This window comes from Synechococcus sp. UW179A, from assembly GCF_900473965.1.
Classification (GTDB): domain Bacteria; phylum Cyanobacteriota; class Cyanobacteriia; order PCC-6307; family Cyanobiaceae; genus Synechococcus_C.
On record NZ_UCNJ01000002.1, the window covers coordinates 156,438 to 172,614 of the forward strand.

The window sequence follows — 16,177 nt, forward strand, 5'->3', positions numbered from 1 at the left end:
ACGTAGATCAGGCTGAAAGCCCTGATGGCCTCCATTCGTGAACAGGGATTGCACGAACCGATCGATCTCTTGGAGGTGGATGGTCAGCTCTTGGGATTCAATGACTGGCACAGGGTTGATGTCCCTGAACGTCTCGGACTGTCAACCAGCGTGCTCGGATCCGACAAGCCAGCTCTAGGGACCTGAACCTGCATCTTTGTTGACAGGTAAGCAACCATCCGGGCGCAGAATCAACGCTTCATCTTTCTCAGAGTCTTGTCCTCCGCTTCGGTCATCCTTCAGCTGATCTGTCCCGACCGTCCTGCACTCGTGAGTGAACTCGCCGGCTGGGTGGCTGCGAACGGGGGCAACATCCGCCATGCCGATCACCACACCGATTCTGGTGCCGGCCTGTTTCTCAGCAGGATTGAGTGGGATCTGGAGGGCTTCGGTCTACCGCGCCAGGCGATTGCACCAGCAGTGGAGTCACTGGCGCAACGGCTCGGGGGCGAGGCTCAGCTGCACTTCTCTGATGAACATCCCCGTGTGGCGATTCTGGTGAGCAAGCAAAGTCACTGCCTGCTTGATCTGCTCTGGCGGGCTCGCAGTGGAGAACTGCCCATGCAGGTTCCCATCGTGATTGCCAATCACCCTGATCTGGAGGGCAGCTGCAAAGAGTTCGGAGTCCCGTTTGTGCATGTGCCCGTGACTCGCGAGACCAAGGCTGAAGCTGAGCACACCATCCTTGAGCTGCTGATCGAACATCGGGTGGAGCTGGCGGTGCTGGCCAAATACATGCAGGTGCTCAGCGGTAGCTTTCTCGAGCAATTTCCCAATGTGATCAATATCCACCACTCATTTCTGCCCGCCTTCAAGGGTGCACAGCCCTATCACCGTGCCTGGGAACGGGGCGTGAAACTGATCGGTGCAACGTCCCATTACGTGACCGAGGAACTCGATGACGGCCCGATCATTGAGCAGACCATCGCCCATGTGAGCCATCGCGATGAGGTGCAGGATCTGATCCGCAAGGGTCGTGACACCGAGCGACTCGCTTTGGCCAGGGCTCTGCGCCTTCACCTCTGCCGTCAGGTGATGGTCTATCGCGGTCGTACTGCAGTGTTCGCGTGATGGTCTGGCTGGACCAGGGCCGACCGTCCCTGGCGTCTGCGCGTGGTTGGCGCTGTTTTCAGCTCGGTCTGTTTCTGCTGCCTTCGTCAGCTCTGCTGGGAAGTCTGTTGCTCTTTCCAGCGCTGTTGTTCGGCTGTTTTGGGCGTGATCGGCCCTTCTGGCGTGACCCCTGGAATGCTCCGCTGCTGCTGGCTGCAGGCCTGATGGTGCTTGGTTGCTTTGGGGCCTATGACAAGGGACTCGCCTGGGTGGGGCTGGCCAACTGGCTTCCATTTTTCTGGGGTTTCTGGGGATTTCAGCCCTATTTGATGAACCCTGAGTCCCGGCGCCGCTCAGCCCTCTGGTTGGTGGCCGGCAGTGTGCCTGTGGTGGTAACCGGTCTTGGTCAGCTGTGGTGGGGATGGCAGGGACCCTGGCAGTTGCTGGGTGGATTGATTGTGTGGTTCATGGCTGCAGGGGGTCGTCCTGAGGGGCGCCTTTCCGGTCTGTTTGATTACGCCAACATCGCTTCTGCCTGGTTGGCCCTGGTCTGGCCACTGACCCTGGCCGCCCTCGTGCAGCAGGGGTTGAACCGCTGGCGCCGTGTCGTGGTGGTGGTCCTGGCCGTGTTGGTGGTGGTTGCGTTGGTGCTCACGGAATCCCGCAATGGCTGGGGTTCATTGGTGTTGGTGGTGCCTCTTGTGCTGGGTCCACCCAGCTGGCCCTGGTTGATTCCTCTGCTGGCACTGGCACTTCTGCCTGTGCTGCTGTCCGTGCTTCCAGGGGTGCCGCTGATGTTTCAGGATCCCGCTCGGACTCTGGTGCCTGAAAGTCTCTGGGCGCGTCTCAATGACAGTCAGTACGGGGGGGAAAGGGTCCTGGCGTCCACGCGCATCAGTCAATGGAACGTTGCTGTGCAATTGATTGCTGAACGGCCTTGGCTGGGCTGGGGAGCGGCGGCGTTCTCTGTGATCTATCCCCTGCGCACCGGTCAGTGGCATGGCCATGCTCACAACCTGCCGCTGGAGCTGGCCATCAGCCATGGTCTGCCGGTGGCAGTGCTGCTGGTGGGTTTTGTCTTAGCCCTGTTGGTGGTCAGCCTGCGACGAGGACTCTCTGGCCTGTTCGACCGTGCCTGGTGGACGGCGCTGTTCGTGCTGATGGTTCTCCACGCCACAGATCTGCCCTTTTTTGACAGTCGGTTGAATATTGCCGGCTGGATTTTGTTGGCTGGGTTGCGTAGCAGCTTTAGTGAGCCGGTTAATTCAAAACAATGACTCTTTCTGATTCATTCCACCTGGATGGAGTTCGCACATACAAGGAACATGGTGGAATGAGTCAATAGTTTTTTGTCTTCAAGCCCAGCTCACGATGGGGTCGAGTCCATATGTGGCAAGTTCGCTCCAGCTGGCTGTGAATGTGTGATTACTACTGCCACTGCTTGATCCCCAAGGATTCACGATCGTGAATAATCCAGTGCTGGCGTTATAGGCGGTGATGGCAAAGGCATGTCCGGCCACAAAATTTCTTCGGCCGTTGCTTCCCCAGGTGTTACCGAATGATCCCAGCCACAATGCTTTACCACCGTTAATTGCAGAAATTGCCTGAGTTTCGAATGCATTCCAGCTTGTTTGACTTCCCCAAGCGTTGGTCCAGCCATTCAGGCCTGTTCCAGAACCGCCAGTTCCTGTGTAGTTAAGAGAAACAGTTGTGGTCGTGTTTCCAGAGAGGTGTGTCAGAGCATCCATCCAACCTCCTTCTACAGCTGCATAACTATTTTTGCTGCTGTTGCTTCCTCTCGCGAAAGCTCCTGTTTCATTGGCTTGTGCATAGCCTTTTTCAAGTAAGGCTACCCATTTCTCGCCTGTTAGGCCCCAAGACGCGTTGCCTGCAAGTGCTGTGCTGTAGCCGTTCGTACTTGGCACATAGGAATCAACTGTCACCCAAATTTCACTGAGGCTGTTGTCATAAAAACGAACGCCGTAGGTGCCATCACCATTGTCTTTAAACATCTCTGTGATGATGCTTGAATCAGAGTCTGCATAGGAGCAAGCTGCAGCTAAGACGTAGCAGGTTCCTGCTTGTCCTTGTCTGACATCGTCAAAGTTAACTCCATCGACAAATAGATCACCCACCATTTCGTCGTAATCAAATGTCATCGCGCTTGCACTTGCGGCAGAGTCGCCCTGGACGAAGTTCGTGGGCCGATCAAGACCGCCGTACCACTTATCAACAAGTGAGTTGAGGTGAGCTTCAGTGGAGCCCTCATAGAGGTTGCCAAGACTGATACGGCTTGATTCGCCACCGGTCCACCACTGATTGGCACTGTTGCCATTGACGACTGCGTCGAAGATATAGCTTTGGTAGGAAGCGTCTGTCGCTGAAAGGTATCCACTGAGATTGGTTTCAATGGTTTGCAGGTCGCTCAGTTCTGTTGCCGTGACGCCTCCACTGGAAACATCAACCAGTAGTGATTTGAGTTCCTGGTGGGTGAAGAGATCGTCGGTTAAAGAGATGTTGATGTTGTTTATGATTGAGCTGTTTGTGATGCCGCTGATTTTGTTTGTAATTCCAATCTGACCATCAGCATTGAAATCTTGCCCAAAGTCAGATTCAGCTTGGTGGTATTCAGCTGAGTTGTAGGTGATGAAAGAATCACCTGTGAGATTCCAGTTTGAATTGAGCTGCCACCTGTAGAGGTCACCGTTTTGTCCCTGGTTGATGACTTCATTGATGCCGTTGATGGTTTCAGCAGCAGCAAGGGAGTGATCGTTCCAGGAGTCAGTGGTGATTTGATTGTTGTTGACAGTGATGCTGGATAGCGATTGAGAGGAAGAGTCTTTGGCAAAGAGATTTCCAGAAGAGTCTTTGACGAGGTGGATGGACCCAACTGTTTCAAGGTCAATGGTGGGTGATCCGGTTATGCCATCAGCATTGAAATCTTGCCCAAAGTCAGATTCAGCTTGATAAAGAGATTCTCCCGTTAGCCAATCTCCATCAACGGGATCCCAATTGCTATCCATGTTGTATCTATAAAATGATTCATATAAAGAGTTTCCGAAGGCCAGTTGATTGACTTCGTTAACTTTTTCTGCGCCAATGATGCTCCAGCCGTTGGAGTCGGTGTAGTCAATGAAGTTGTACCCATCTTCGTCGTAGACATAATAATTGTCCCAGTAGTTGTAGAGGCTGGCGTTACCCTGTTCTTCAATCCATCCGTAAGAACTGTTGAATTGATTTTGTGCATTACCGCTCTGCTCTATGTTGCCGCCATCAAATTGATGAGTTTTGCTTGTCTCAAATCCGTCCTCAGGTGTTGTTATGGAGTCGGTAATAGTTGAAGCAACTCCTCCACTATATTCTTTCTCTTCAATCAAGTTTTGCTCATTTAGAGCCCCGTCTAGATTGATTTCAGTATCGCTGCTAATCAGGGGCAGTGCTGCATTGTTCTCTGAGTAATTGTTGATATCCTGTTCAAACCCATATCCCACATTCGAATGAATAGCTGCAGAAGACGAAGCGCTAATAATATCGTCTACTTTTCCGGAGGTCGAAGATAATTGAAGTGTATTGAGGTCTTCCATGGTTAAAAATCTATAGGTTCAATTTAATTCCATGCATTGACGATTGCATGCATTGAGTTTGACTTAATCTCAGGTTGTGATCTGTGACTGAGATCCACTACTCCTGTGATCTTGATCACAGATTTCAAATAACCGTTTTTAGTTTGCTGTCGGACTTCGCCCCTTGTGGAAGTGTTCTCTGTAATCAGCCTGAAAAAACGGTGAGAGGCTGATGGTCTTGGCTGAGATGTGCGACTGAATTGACCAGTTTTTGGGTGCCTTTCAAGGTGAAACTTTTGTCTTTTTAAATACGGCATGACAATTGTAGTTTCAGATTTCATCAGGCTTCTAGGTGTTTTTACTTGTGCTTTTTTTAACTGATCGACTTCTCTCGATCTTTAATCAGCCGCTCCTTGCTTAAAGGACCGTTGAGGTGCCCCCAAGGTAGCTCTGATTCGGTATCCCAAACGTCGTGCACGACATGTTCCCAGCTTGCGGGTAAAGGCAGAGTGACGCCCCCGCTCTGGGCTTTTGGAAGATCGCCTGCTAGCGCCGCTCTGTAGGCCTTCTTCCAACCCCCGAGGCTTTCCTGTGATCCTCGGACTGCGGCGATGACTGGTGCCAGGCGGCGGTCACTGCGGGAGAGCAAAGCCTGGATCACACTCCAGCCGTAACTCTCGGGCCGCAGATCAATCCCCTTTGGCTTCAGGCGTTTGGCCAGTCGTTTGAGGCGTTTGTCGGCTTCCGGTCTCACGCCCTGCCATTGGAACGGGGTTTGAGCCTTAGGGACGAAAGTGCTGACGCCCAGGGTGAAACGCAAGCCAGGGGTGCTCTTCTTGAGCTGAAGCAACAGATCCGCGGTTGATTCCACATCCTCCTCCTGTTCACTGGGCAGCCCCACCATCCCGTAGAGCTTGAGGGAGCGGAGACCCCCGTCTTTGGCATGGCGCGCAGCGGCGCTGATCTCCTCGTTGCTGAGTTTTTTGTTCACCACCTGGCGCATGCGTTCGCTGCCGCTTTCGATGGCGATTGTGAGTGATTTGCTGCCGCGCCGGGCCAGTCCGCTGGCAAGCTCCGTGGTCACGGTGGCTGCGCGCACTGAACTCACACTCACCCGCACATCATCAAAACGGTCATGGCCCAGCCAGCGGAGCAGGTCTGCGAACTGTGGATGCTGAGTCACGGATGCACCTAGCAGTCCCAGCCTGCGCGTTGCCACCAGACCTTTTTCAACCGCCGGGATCAGGCCATCGTCTAGAGACGGTGTGCGGAAGGGAAGCGTGAGATAACTGGCCAGGCAGAAGCGGCACAGTTCCGGGCAGCTGCGGACCACCTCCACCATGTGGATATCGGGCCAGGCGGATTCGGGGGTGATCACCGTTGAATGGCTGAGGCTGTTACCGCGCCAGGTCTGCTTGGTGATCGTTGCTGGCAGATCTGCTTCGATCGGGTCGATGCTTTGCAGACTGCCGTCATTGCTGTAGCGGGGGGCGTAAAGCGATGGCACATAAATCCCAGGCACCTGAGCCAACCGCCGCAGGCGCACGGATCGTGCTTCAGAACGCACCTCTTGAAGCGCGTCGATGAAGCTGGGCAGCAGTTCTTCGCCGTCGCCCAGCAGGATCACATCGAAAAAGGGAGCCAGCGGCTCAGGGTTTGCTGTGAGCACAGGACCGCCACCGAACACGATTGGATCCTGATCGGTGCGTTGTTCGCTCCAGATGGGAATCCGTTGCTGCTCCAGCAGATCCAGCAGCACCGGACCATCCAGTTCCCAGCTGAGGGAGAGTCCGAACAGATCGCAGTGTCGATGCGGTGGATCGCACTGATCGGTGAACAGGCGACGCACATCCAGATCGGACCGCATGGCCAGAGTCGCCCAAACGATTTGATAGCCGAGGCTGGTGATCCCCACCGTGTATGTGCTGGGAAAGGCCATCACCGCGCGCAGGGCTCCGGCTTCCGGCACAGCCGGATCAAACAGCAGCGTTTCCTGGTTCAGGAGGGCCTGGACTTCAGATGATCATCTTCATCCTGAAGGATCAATGATTCAGAGGCTCCGGCCAAGGCCATCAATGCTTTTGCCCGGCGACGTGAAGAATTGCTCATCACCTGCGGCAGCGGACCTTTCGCAGACACTTGTTGTTGGTCTGAGCCATGAAATGAAGATTGCTCCTATGGATCAGGTTTTTTGGTTTTGCCCTTAGGAGGAGTTGATGGTTTGGGAGCGTCAAACTTTCTGCGCCGAATCGATCCCTCCCAAGCGTGGTGAATGCCACCCCGTCGTTCCCTGCGAGCATCCAGGTGATCCTCTTCCAGCAGCTCCATGCCCAGCTGGCGCTCATAGATCGAGCGGTCATCAAACAGACGCGCCACGAGGAAGCTGGCCAGGCAGGCCACCAGGATCGGCTTGAGGATCAGCAGATCTTTGGTGAGTGCGAAGGCCAGGAACATGGCCGTGATCGGTGTGCGCGAACAGCTGGCCACGAAGGCACCCATGCCGGCGAACACGTAGGTGCTTGGCACGTGTCCGGTGAGCGCTTCCACCCAGATGCCGCAGGCCAGACCGATGGCGCCGCCAAGGGTGAGCATCGGGTAGAACAGTCCGCCTGGAGCTCCCGACGCTGCAGCCAGGCCGGTGCTGAAAAAGAGCACGATGAAGGTGCCAAGGGCCATGGGGATATCGGCCTTGCCATCAGCGATCAGGTGCTGCAGCCCCTCCAAGTTGTGAAAAGGTTCGGGCAGAAAGGCATACACGCACCCCAGCACTCCACCACTGATCACCATGCGCATCACCAGGTGATCGCCGAACCAGGCGTTGCCCTTGCGTTGCATGGCGAGCACATAGCGGCAGTAAAGCTCCGCCAGCACCCCTACCACGACGCCAAGCCCGATCAGATAGCCCAGATCGATCGGCAGGAAGTTCACCAGTGGTGTGTATTCCCGTTCCAGCTGGAATCCCTGCGTGGCATCGAGGCCCCCTCCACTGGAATTGAGGCCGGCCAGACCCAACACGTCAGCCCAGGCATCGGCCCAGAAGGTGGTAACAATCACCAGCAGCAACACCACCGGTCTGGCGGAGTGCAGCAATTCCTCCACGGCATACACGAAGCCTCCGATGGGGGCACTGAACACCGCTGCGATACCGGCTCCGCCGCCGGCAGCAACGATCAAGCGGCGAAAGGCCACAGGTGCTTTCAGCCAGCGCGCCATCTGCCATGCCACAGAGCCGCCCATCTGAACCGCAGGTCCTTCCGGGCCGAGCGGGAAGCCGCTGCCGATGGCCACGATCCCAGCCACCAGCTTCACCAGGCCCACCTGGAGCCCCATCGGCACCGCTCTGTGTTTCAGGAATCCCATGATGTGGGTGATGCCTGAGCCACCAGCGGCTGGGGCCAGGTAGGCCACCATCAGCCCTGAAATCAGTCCGCCCATGGCTCCGAGTCCTGGCAAAACAGCCCAGGCCGGCAGATCTGCCAGCAGTTCCAGTCGCCAGCCGCCCAACACTTTGATCCCGGCTTTGAACAGCACACCGGTCAGGGCAGCGCCCAGGCCCGTGAGCATCAGGGCCAGCACCACAACCCACCAGCGTCGCTCCAGCAGGCGTCGGATGCTGCGGCTGGAACCGAGCTGGTGGCGGCGTTGTTTTAGTTCACTCAGAGCGACCATTGCATTGCCTGTCCGGGGTCAGGCCCCGGCAAGCATCTGGGCCTCCTCATCCGCACTGAGAACCCGACCCTGATCTTCGAAGCCGCTGATCTGGTCAAAATTCAGATAGCGGTAGAGCTCGTCGGAAAGAGGATCGATCTTTTCGGCGGCGATGCTGCGGTATTCGTCCGCTGTGGGGATCCGGCCCAGCTGGGCACAGACTGCGGCCAGCTCGGCGCTGCCCAGGTACACCTGGGCGCCTTTGCCGAGGCGGTTGTTGAAGTTTCGGGTGCTGGTGGAGAACACGGTGGTGTCGTCCTCGACTCTGGCCTGGTTGCCCATGCACAGCGAGCAGCCCGGCATCTCCATGCGTGAGCCGGCCGCTTCGAAGGTGGCGTAGTACCCCTCGGCCTTGAGGGTCTCTTCATCCATGCGGGTGGGGGGGCAGACCCAGAGCCGGGCCTTGTTTTCACCGGCTCCTTCGAGCACCTTGGCTGCGGCCCGGTAATGGCCGATGTTGGTCATGCAGGAGCCGATGAACACCTCCTGCACCGCATCTCCAGCCACCTCACTGAGCAGCTTCACGTTGTCGGGATCGTTCGGGCAGGCCACCACGGGTTCGCTGAGTTCATCGAGGTTGATCTCCAGCACCTCGGCGTACTCGGCATCTGTGTCAGCGCTGAGCAGCTGGGGATTGGACAGCCATGCCTCCATCTCCTTGATGCGGCGGGCCAGGGTGCGCGCATCGCTGTAGCCGCGCGCAATCATGTTCTTGAGCAGGGCCACGTTGCTGCGCAGGTATTCGCTCACCGTTGCCTCAGAGAGCTTGATCGTGCAGCCGGCACAGGAGCGCTCGGCGCTGGCATCGGTGAGTTCAAAGGCCTGCTCGAGCTTCAGATCAGGGAGGCCTTCAATCTCCATGATCCGGCCATTGAACAGATTCTTTTTGTTGGCTTTCTCGACCGTCAGCAGACCGCGTTGAATGGCGACCCAGGGAATGGCGTTCACCACATCGCGCAAGGTCACACCGGGCTGCAGAGAGCCGCTGAATCGGACCAGCACCGACTCAGGCATGTCGAGCGGCATGGCGCCAATGGCCGCAGCGAAGGCCACCAGGCCTGATCCAGCCGGGAAGGAGATGCCCAATGGAAAGCGGGTGTGGCTGTCACCACCGGTGCCCACCGTGTCGGGCAGCAGCATGCGGTTCAGCCAGCTGTGGATGATGCCATCGCCGGGCCGCAGGGCAACGCCGCCGCGCTGAGCGAAGAAATCGGGCAGGTCCTTCTGGGTCTGAAGATCCACAGGCTTGGGATAGGCCGCGGTGTGGCAGAAGCTCTGCATCACCAGGTCGGAGGAGAAGCCCAGACAGGCCAGCTCCTTCATTTCGTCCCGGGTCATCGGCCCGGTCGTGTCCTGGGATCCAACCGTGGTCATCAGCGGCTCGCAACTGGTGCCGGGGCGCACACCCGTGAGGCCGCAGGCCTTGCCCACCATTTTCTGCGCGAGGGTGAATCCCTTGCCGGTGTCCTCCGGGGCGCTGGGGCGGATGAACAGTTCTGAAGGAGGCAAACCAAGCTTGGCGCGCACCTTGTCGGTGAGGGCCCGGCCGATCATCAGAGGAATGCGGCCACCGGCGCGCACCTCATCACTGATCGTGGCTGGCTTGAGTTCGAAGCGGCTTACCAGCTCACCATCCCGTTCGATCGTGCCTTGGTAGGGGCGAATGGTGATCACATCACCGGTGTTCAGACCGGTCACATCACATTCGATCGGCAGTGCTCCCGAGTCTTCCGCAGTGTTGAAGAAGATTGGGGCGATCTTGCCGCCCAGAATCACTCCGCCGGCCCGTTTGTTCGGCACATGGGGAATGTCCTCACCCGTATGCCAGAGCACCGAGTTGATGGCGCTCTTGCGTGAGCTTCCTGTGCCGACAACATCTCCTACGTAAACAACAGGATGCTCACCCTGCTTCAGCGTTGTGATCGTCTGAAGGCCTTCAGGGTCTCGGGTCTCCAGCATCGCCAGGGCATGCATGGGAATGTCCGGACGGGTCGTGGCATGGGTTGCCGGAGACAGATCGTCGGTGTTGGTTTCGCCTTCGATCTTGAAGACCGTCACGGTGATCGATTCAGCCAGCTCCGGTTTGGAGGTGAACCACTCCGCTGCTGCCCAGCTGTCCACCACCTGTTTGGCGAAGCGGTTGTCTGCCGCCAGCTCCATCAGTTCGTTGAAGGCGTCGTACACGAGCAAGGTGCGGCTGAGGCCCTCAGCCGCACATTCAGCCAGCTCCTCATTGCTGTGTTTGAGCAGCTCGATCAGAGCAGCCACGTTGTAGCCCCCCACCATCGTTCCCAGCAGTCGGATCGCTTCGAGCGGCGACACCAAGGGGCTGGTCGCTTCACCCTGTGCCACCGCGCTCAACCAGGTCGCTTTCACGTAGGCCGCTTCATCCACCCCAGGTGGAATGCGTTCACTCAGCAGATGCAGCAGTTCCTGCTCTTCTCCGGCAGGCGGGTCCTGCAGCAGCTCCGTGAGCGCTTGGGTCTGGCTGGCATCGAGTGGCAGCGCTGGGATCCCCTGGGCCAGGCGTTCTGCGGCGTTCTCGCGGTAAGTGCTCAGCATCGGAATCGGCGCAGGAACAGCAAATGCACTTCATTCTCCTGCGTCACCGTTCCGTGCTCACGCCATGCGCCCTGAACAAGCTTGCGTAACCTGAAGCCATTGATCACTCGTGGCATGACCACCACTCACGATCTGCATGTGGTGGAGACCCGACCACTGGTCCCTCCCGCCTTGTTGCAGGGTGATTTACCCACGGATGCCAGGGCCACAGAAACCGTTGCCAGTGCCAGACATCGCATTCAGTCCATTCTCCGGGGACAGGACCATCGCTTACTAGTGGTTGTTGGGCCCTGTTCGGTGCACGACGTGGATGCGGCCCTGGATTACGCCCGCCAGCTCGCGCCCCTGAGGGCCCGTCATGCGGGGGAGCTTGAGATCGTGATGCGGGTGTACTTCGAGAAGCCTCGAACGACCGTGGGTTGGAAAGGATTGATCAACGACCCCCATCTCGACGGTTCTTACGACATCAACACGGGTTTGCGTCTGGCGCGTTCACTGCTGCTGGATCTGGCTAGGGATGGCATGCCCACCGCGACTGAACTGCTGGATCCAGTGGTGCCGCAATACATTGCCGACCTGATCAGCTGGGCTGCCATCGGTGCTCGCACCACAGAGAGTCAGACCCACAGAGAGATGGCCTCAGGTCTTTCCATGCCCGTGGGCTACAAGAACGGCACCGACGGCAGTGCCACCATCGCTATCAATGCGATGCAGTCAGCCTCGAGTCCCCATCATTTTCTGGGGATCAATTGTCAGGGGCATGCGTCCATTGTGAGCACCACCGGTAATCCGGATGGCCATCTGGTGTTGAGAGGAGGCAACAGCGGCAGCAACTATCACCTGGAGGCGATTCAGGAGGCATCCGCGGAACTGGCTGGAGCTGGCCTGCCGGATCGTTTGATGGTCGACTGCAGTCATGCCAATTCCAATAAGGACTATCGCCGCCAGGGCGAGGTTCTCAGGGCTGTGGCTACTCAAGTGCAGAAGGGATCAACCCATGTGATGGGTGTGATGCTGGAAAGCCACCTGGTGGAAGGCAATCAGAAGATCAGTGCTGATCGCTCCTCACTCACCTACGGGCAGAGTGTCACCGATGCCTGCATCAGTATTGAATCAACGGCTGAGTTGCTGGCTGAGCTGGCTGAATCGGTGAAGAAAGCTGGCACTCCCGTATCCGGAATATCGGTGTCTTGAGCTCTGAGTAAGGTGGTGGCCGTTTAAACGGTCATCCAAGTCCAGCTCAGTCCTACCGCCATCGGCACACTGAGGTTGTCGATTCCCCAACGGCTCAATTGCTCCAGGCCGACGGCCAGAGCACAGACAGCGATCAGACGCAGTGGATGCAAAGGACTCTGGCTGATCAGTACCAGCAGAAGCAACACCAATGCTGTGACCAAGCCCATCGTGAGGGTGCCAGCGACGGATTTGCTCTGTTGCCACACGGTCCAGCTGGGAGATGTCATGCCTCGGCCAATAAGCCCTGCCAGCCCATCGGCAAAGGCCATCACCAGCACTCCAGCGCAAACGGCAATCGCTTGGTCGGGCCAGAACAGGAGCAGTAACAGACTGATCGCCAGTCCGTACGCCACGGTTCCGTAGCTGTTGCGGTCAATATCCTCAACTGCGGGTAGGAGTTGCAAGCGGCGATTGAGCGCTGTGATCACGGTGACGGTGAGTGACACTGGCACAGCAATCGATGCTGGGATTGCGAGCCACCACGCCATAACAACGATTGGGCCGGTACCGATGTGGACGATCTTGCGACTGAGTTCCTGTCGATCCGGCCAACGCTTTCGACAGATCACAGCTGCTGAGAGCACCAGCAGCATCCAGATGCCGATGATCAGCAGGGACGAGAGCAAAAACTCAGGCCGCCTGTTGATGGTTGGTCATGACACGCAACTTCAAAATGGCCTTGGCTTCCAGCTGTCGCACCCGTTCCCGCGACACATTGATTTGACGTCCGATTTCGGCAAGTGTCAGTGGCTCGGCTCCGTCAAGTCCGAAGCGCAATTTGAGGATTTTTTGCTCACGCTCATTCAGCTGAGAGAGCCATCCGCCCAGGTGCTCCTTCTGAATGCTGCGATCCATTCCCTCCATTGGCTCAGCACCATTGGGATCCGGAATCAGTTCGCCGAGCGTGCTGCGATCTTCTTCACCACGGGCATGGGCATCAAGGGATGCGCACGGGGCGCTCTGGGCGATGAGGTCTTCGAGATCGCGTGGTTCGATTCCCATCGCATTAGCCAGTTCCAGTCGATTCGGCTGACGACCAAAGCGGTGTGAGAGCTCACGCGTGATGCGGCGCATCTTGGAGAGCTTCTCGCTGATGTGAATTGGTAGGCGAATGGTGCGTGCGCTGTTGTCAATTGCGCGAGTCATGCCCTGGCGAATCCACCAGTAGGCATAGGTCGAAAACTTGTAGCCCATGGCTGGGTCGAATTTGTCAACGGCCCGCTCCAGGCCGATGGCTCCTTCCTGAACCAGATCGAGCAGCTCTAGGCCCTGGTTCTGATACTTCTTGGCAACGCTCACGACCAGGCGGAGATTGGCGGCCATCATCCGATCCCGAGCACGCTTGCCCATGCGGATGCGGTGACGTTGCCTGGGAGTTCGATCCGCTTCGGCAATCTCGAGCAGCTCCTTCATGGCCTGCACATGATGTGCAAGCTCGATTTCCTCGGCCGCAGTGAGCAATGGAACTCGTCCAATGCTGCTCAAGTAATAGCCAATCGAGTCGGTCGCTAAGCGCCCGCCCTGACGTGTTGAACGATTGGAAGTTGAGCGAGAACGTGCACTGCTGTCACGACGACCAGTGGTCGGCAACACAGGCTCTGAAGAAGCAACTTTTTGAGTTACTGCCTCAGATTCCAGAGGGATCCCCATCACCCTGGCCTCCTGAAAATTAGATTTGCGAAAAATTTAGCACCCACAGCAAAGAGTGAGCTGATTAAATCGAAAGTTTTTACGAATCAATGATGCAGTGTTAAGTCTCGTGGATTGAATATGAAATAAAGACAAAAGGCACGATTTCGCTGTATCGATCAACACGGGTCTCGATGGATCAGTTTTTCGCGACCAGCCCTTTTCTCCAGGTTTCAATCAGGCTCAGCTGAGAATTAAGCTCCTCGCTTTCCGGATGGCGCTGGCTGAAGGATCCATCGGCCTGCATATCAAATGATCCACGGTTGTCATCGAGATAGATCTGCATCAAACGTTCAAGTTGCTCGCGAAGTGCAGGTTCTTCAACTGGTGTTACTGCCTCAACGCGTCGGTCCAGATTTCTGGGCATCCAATCAGCGCTGCCGATGTAAACCTCAGGCTCGTCGTGATTGGCGAACCAGAACAGGCGTGAGTGTTCAAGGAAGCGACCGATGATGCTCACCACGCTGATGTTGTCGCTGACGCCCTCGCGCCCGGGGTACAGGCAACACATCCCGCGCACGATCAGTTCGATTTTCACACCTGCCTGTGAGGCTTCATACAGCAGGGCGATGATGCTTGGATCCACCAGAGAATTCATCTTGGCCCGGATATGGCCGCCACGGTCGTTCTGTGCGTGCTCGATCTCTCGGCGAATCAGATGTTCCATGCCTTTACGCAGTGAAACCGGTGCCACCAGCAACTTTCGGAACTCCTGCTGTTTGGAGAATCCGGTGAGGTAATTGAACAGCTCAACCAGATCCTGGCCGAGTTCGGGCCGGGCCGAAAGCAAGCCAAGATCGGTGTAAAGACGTGACGTTTTCGAGTTGTAGTTGCCGGTGCCGATATGGACATAACTACGGAGACGTTCCTTTTCCTTACGGACCACCAGCACGATCTTGGTGTGAGTTTTGAGACCCAAAACTCCATAGACGACATGCACTCCTGAGCTCTCGAGGTGTTTGGCCCACTGGATGTTGTTGTCTTCATCGAAGCGTGCCTTGAGTTCCACCAGTGCCATCACCTGCTTGCCGTTTTCTGCAGCGCGGATTAACGCGGCGATGATCGGTGAATCCTTGGAGGTGCGATAGAGCGTCATCTTGATCCCCATCACCAGCGGATCGTCGGCGGCCTGGTTGATGAATTCCTCCACGGATGTGGAAAAGAGGTCATAGGGGTGGTGCAGCAGCACATCGCGGCGGCGGACCACCGAGAAAATGCTTTCAAATTCCTCCTCTTTGATGGAGCCGTCTTCGAGCATGTTGCGTTGGGCGCGACGCAAAACCGATGGTGTCTGGCCTGAGTGGGACTCGTTTTTGAGATTGGGCAATGGGATTCCCATCAGACCAAACAGATCGTCGAGGCCCAGAGGACCGTTAACTCTGTAGAGATCAGCTTCTTCAACGGACATGCCATCCATCAGCATCTCGACAACGTCCTGCGGCATTCCATCGGCAACCTCGAGCCGCACCACTTCGCCACCCATACGCCGCTTACGTAGGCCCTGCTCGATGGCGATCATCAGATCGTCGGCTTCCAAGTCGCGCAGTTCCAGATCCGCATCTCGTGTTACCCGGAAGAAGTAGTGCCCTTCGATGCTCATGCCCGGGAAGAGAAGGCCGAGGTTGAAGGCCACCACCTGTTCCAGAGGAACAGCCGTATGTACAGGCTCTGATTGTTCACCTGCGAGGTCGATTGGGATGGTGACAAATCGGGGCAGGATGGTCTGAGGCACCTTGACGCGGGCGAGCAGTCTTTGACTGGTTTCCGGGTCATCAATCAGTGCTGCCACATTCAGGCTGAGGTTGCTCACGAATGGAAATGGATGAGCGGGATCCACTGCCAGGGGGGTCAGCACTGGGAAAATCGCTGTCTGGAAGAAGTTGTCAACCCAAAGTCGCTGGCGTTCGTTGAGCTGCTCGTAATCGAGCAGATGGGCGCCATGGCTGAGTAGTTCACACCTGAGTTGCCTGCGGTAATGCTCTTGCTGACGTTCAAGCAGAGGTGTGAGACGGTCTCGTATCGCCTGCAGTTGTTCCAGTGGGGTGCGGCCGTCTTCACTGCGTTTTTCAATGCCTGCCTCCACCTGGGCCTTGAGGGAGGCCACCCTCACCATGAAAAATTCATCGAGGTTGTTGCTGAAGATGGCGCTGAATTTGGCCTGCTCCAGCAGAGGGGTCCGTTCATCCAGCGCTTGAATCAGCACCCGCTCGTTGAAGGCGATCCAGCTGAGCTCTCGGTTGATGTAGAGGTCGGTGGAAAGAACGTTGTCACTCATCGGGTGACCAGCTGAGCATGAACCGACTCGCGAAACGTAGCAATCGTCCAGAGGC

General features: G+C 56.9%; 11 protein-coding genes. 4 read left to right on the plus strand and 7 right to left on the minus strand.

Annotated features, from left to right (window positions below; all coding sequences use genetic code 11):
- Positions 1-24 precede the first annotated feature (24 nt).
- The 3 genes from DXY31_RS17485 to DXY31_RS00760 all read left to right on the plus strand — a co-directional run bounded on the left by DXY31_RS17485 (position 25) and on the right by DXY31_RS00760 (position 2,366).
- Positions 25-186 carry a hypothetical protein gene (locus DXY31_RS17485; protein WP_244279415.1) on the plus strand — a complete coding sequence of 54 codons (162 nt, stop codon included), beginning with the start codon at positions 25-27 and terminating at the stop codon, positions 184-186.
- A gap of 69 nt (positions 187-255) precedes the next feature.
- Positions 256-1,110 carry a formyltetrahydrofolate deformylase gene (purU, locus tag DXY31_RS00755; RefSeq protein WP_114990664.1) on the plus strand — a complete coding sequence of 285 codons (855 nt, stop codon included), beginning with the start codon at positions 256-258 and terminating at the stop codon, positions 1,108-1,110.
- Complete coding sequence (locus DXY31_RS00760; protein ID WP_114990667.1) at positions 1,110-2,366, plus strand: O-antigen ligase; 1,257 nt, start codon at positions 1,110-1,112, stop codon at positions 2,364-2,366. The genes purU and DXY31_RS00760 overlap by 1 nt, the downstream gene beginning before the upstream one ends.
- A gap of 78 nt (positions 2,367-2,444) precedes the next feature.
- On the opposite strand, the gene DXY31_RS00765 is transcribed toward DXY31_RS00760, so the two are convergent.
- The 4 genes from DXY31_RS00765 to acnB all read right to left on the minus strand — a co-directional run bounded on the left by DXY31_RS00765 (position 2,445) and on the right by acnB (position 10,922).
- Positions 2,445-4,673: a C2 family cysteine protease gene (locus DXY31_RS00765; protein WP_114990670.1), complete on the minus strand. Its 2,229-nt coding sequence runs from the start codon at positions 4,671-4,673 to the stop codon at positions 2,445-2,447.
- Positions 4,674-5,025: 352 nt separating this feature from the next.
- Positions 5,026-6,591 carry a radical SAM protein gene (locus DXY31_RS00770; RefSeq protein ID WP_114991085.1) on the minus strand — a complete coding sequence of 522 codons (1,566 nt, stop codon included), beginning with the start codon at positions 6,589-6,591 and terminating at the stop codon, positions 5,026-5,028.
- A gap of 236 nt (positions 6,592-6,827) precedes the next feature.
- Positions 6,828-8,321: a ClC family H(+)/Cl(-) exchange transporter gene (locus DXY31_RS00775; RefSeq protein ID WP_114990673.1), complete on the minus strand. Its 1,494-nt coding sequence runs from the start codon at positions 8,319-8,321 to the stop codon at positions 6,828-6,830.
- 18 nt (positions 8,322-8,339) lie between these two features.
- Positions 8,340-10,922, minus strand: coding sequence for a bifunctional aconitate hydratase 2/2-methylisocitrate dehydratase (gene acnB / locus DXY31_RS00780; protein ID WP_114990676.1), 2,583 nt, complete (start codon positions 10,920-10,922; stop codon positions 8,340-8,342).
- Positions 10,923-11,036: 114 nt separating this feature from the next.
- Between acnB and DXY31_RS00785 the strand changes: the two genes are divergently transcribed.
- On the plus strand, positions 11,037-12,116 hold the full coding sequence (locus tag DXY31_RS00785; protein WP_114990678.1) for a 3-deoxy-7-phosphoheptulonate synthase: 1,080 nt from the start codon (positions 11,037-11,039) through the stop codon (positions 12,114-12,116).
- A gap of 23 nt (positions 12,117-12,139) precedes the next feature.
- Here DXY31_RS00785 and DXY31_RS00790 read toward each other — a convergent pair whose 3' ends face one another.
- The 3 genes from DXY31_RS00790 to ppk1 form a co-directional block, all read right to left on the minus strand.
- The gene (locus DXY31_RS00790; protein ID WP_244279416.1) at positions 12,140-12,784 is read right to left on the minus strand and encodes a diacylglycerol/polyprenol kinase family protein; all 645 of its coding nucleotides are present in this window, start codon (positions 12,782-12,784) and stop codon (positions 12,140-12,142) included.
- 4 nt (positions 12,785-12,788) lie between these two features.
- Positions 12,789-13,808 carry an RpoD/SigA family RNA polymerase sigma factor gene (locus DXY31_RS00795; RefSeq protein WP_114990682.1) on the minus strand — a complete coding sequence of 340 codons (1,020 nt, stop codon included), beginning with the start codon at positions 13,806-13,808 and terminating at the stop codon, positions 12,789-12,791.
- 178 nt (positions 13,809-13,986) lie between these two features.
- Complete coding sequence (ppk1, locus tag DXY31_RS00800) at positions 13,987-16,122, minus strand: polyphosphate kinase 1 (RefSeq protein ID WP_114990685.1); 2,136 nt, start codon at positions 16,120-16,122, stop codon at positions 13,987-13,989.
- Positions 16,123-16,177 lie beyond the last annotated feature (55 nt).

Excerpts from the sequence above, each read along its gene's own strand:
- DXY31_RS00760 (WP_114990667.1), top strand. The coding sequence starts at position 1,110 with ATGGTCTGGCTGGACCAGGGCCGACCGTCCCTGGCGTCTGCGCGTGGT.
- acnB (WP_114990676.1), bottom strand. The coding sequence starts at position 10,922 with ATGCTGAGCACTTACCGCGAGAACGCCGCAGAACGCCTGGCCCAGGGG.
- DXY31_RS00785 (WP_114990678.1), top strand. The coding sequence starts at position 11,037 with ATGACCACCACTCACGATCTGCATGTGGTGGAGACCCGACCACTGGTC.
- ppk1 (WP_114990685.1), bottom strand. The coding sequence starts at position 16,122 with ATGAGTGACAACGTTCTTTCCACCGACCTCTACATCAACCGAGAGCTC.
- DXY31_RS00765 (WP_114990670.1), bottom strand. The coding sequence starts at position 4,673 with ATGGAAGACCTCAATACACTTCAATTATCTTCGACCTCCGGAAAAGTA.
- DXY31_RS00775 (WP_114990673.1), bottom strand. The coding sequence starts at position 8,321 with ATGGTCGCTCTGAGTGAACTAAAACAACGCCGCCACCAGCTCGGTTCC.
- DXY31_RS00770 (WP_114991085.1), bottom strand. The coding sequence starts at position 6,591 with ATGGCCTTTCCCAGCACATACACGGTGGGGATCACCAGCCTCGGCTAT.
- DXY31_RS00795 (WP_114990682.1), bottom strand. The coding sequence starts at position 13,808 with ATGGGGATCCCTCTGGAATCTGAGGCAGTAACTCAAAAAGTTGCTTCT.
- DXY31_RS17485 (WP_244279415.1), top strand. The coding sequence starts at position 25 with ATGGCCTCCATTCGTGAACAGGGATTGCACGAACCGATCGATCTCTTG.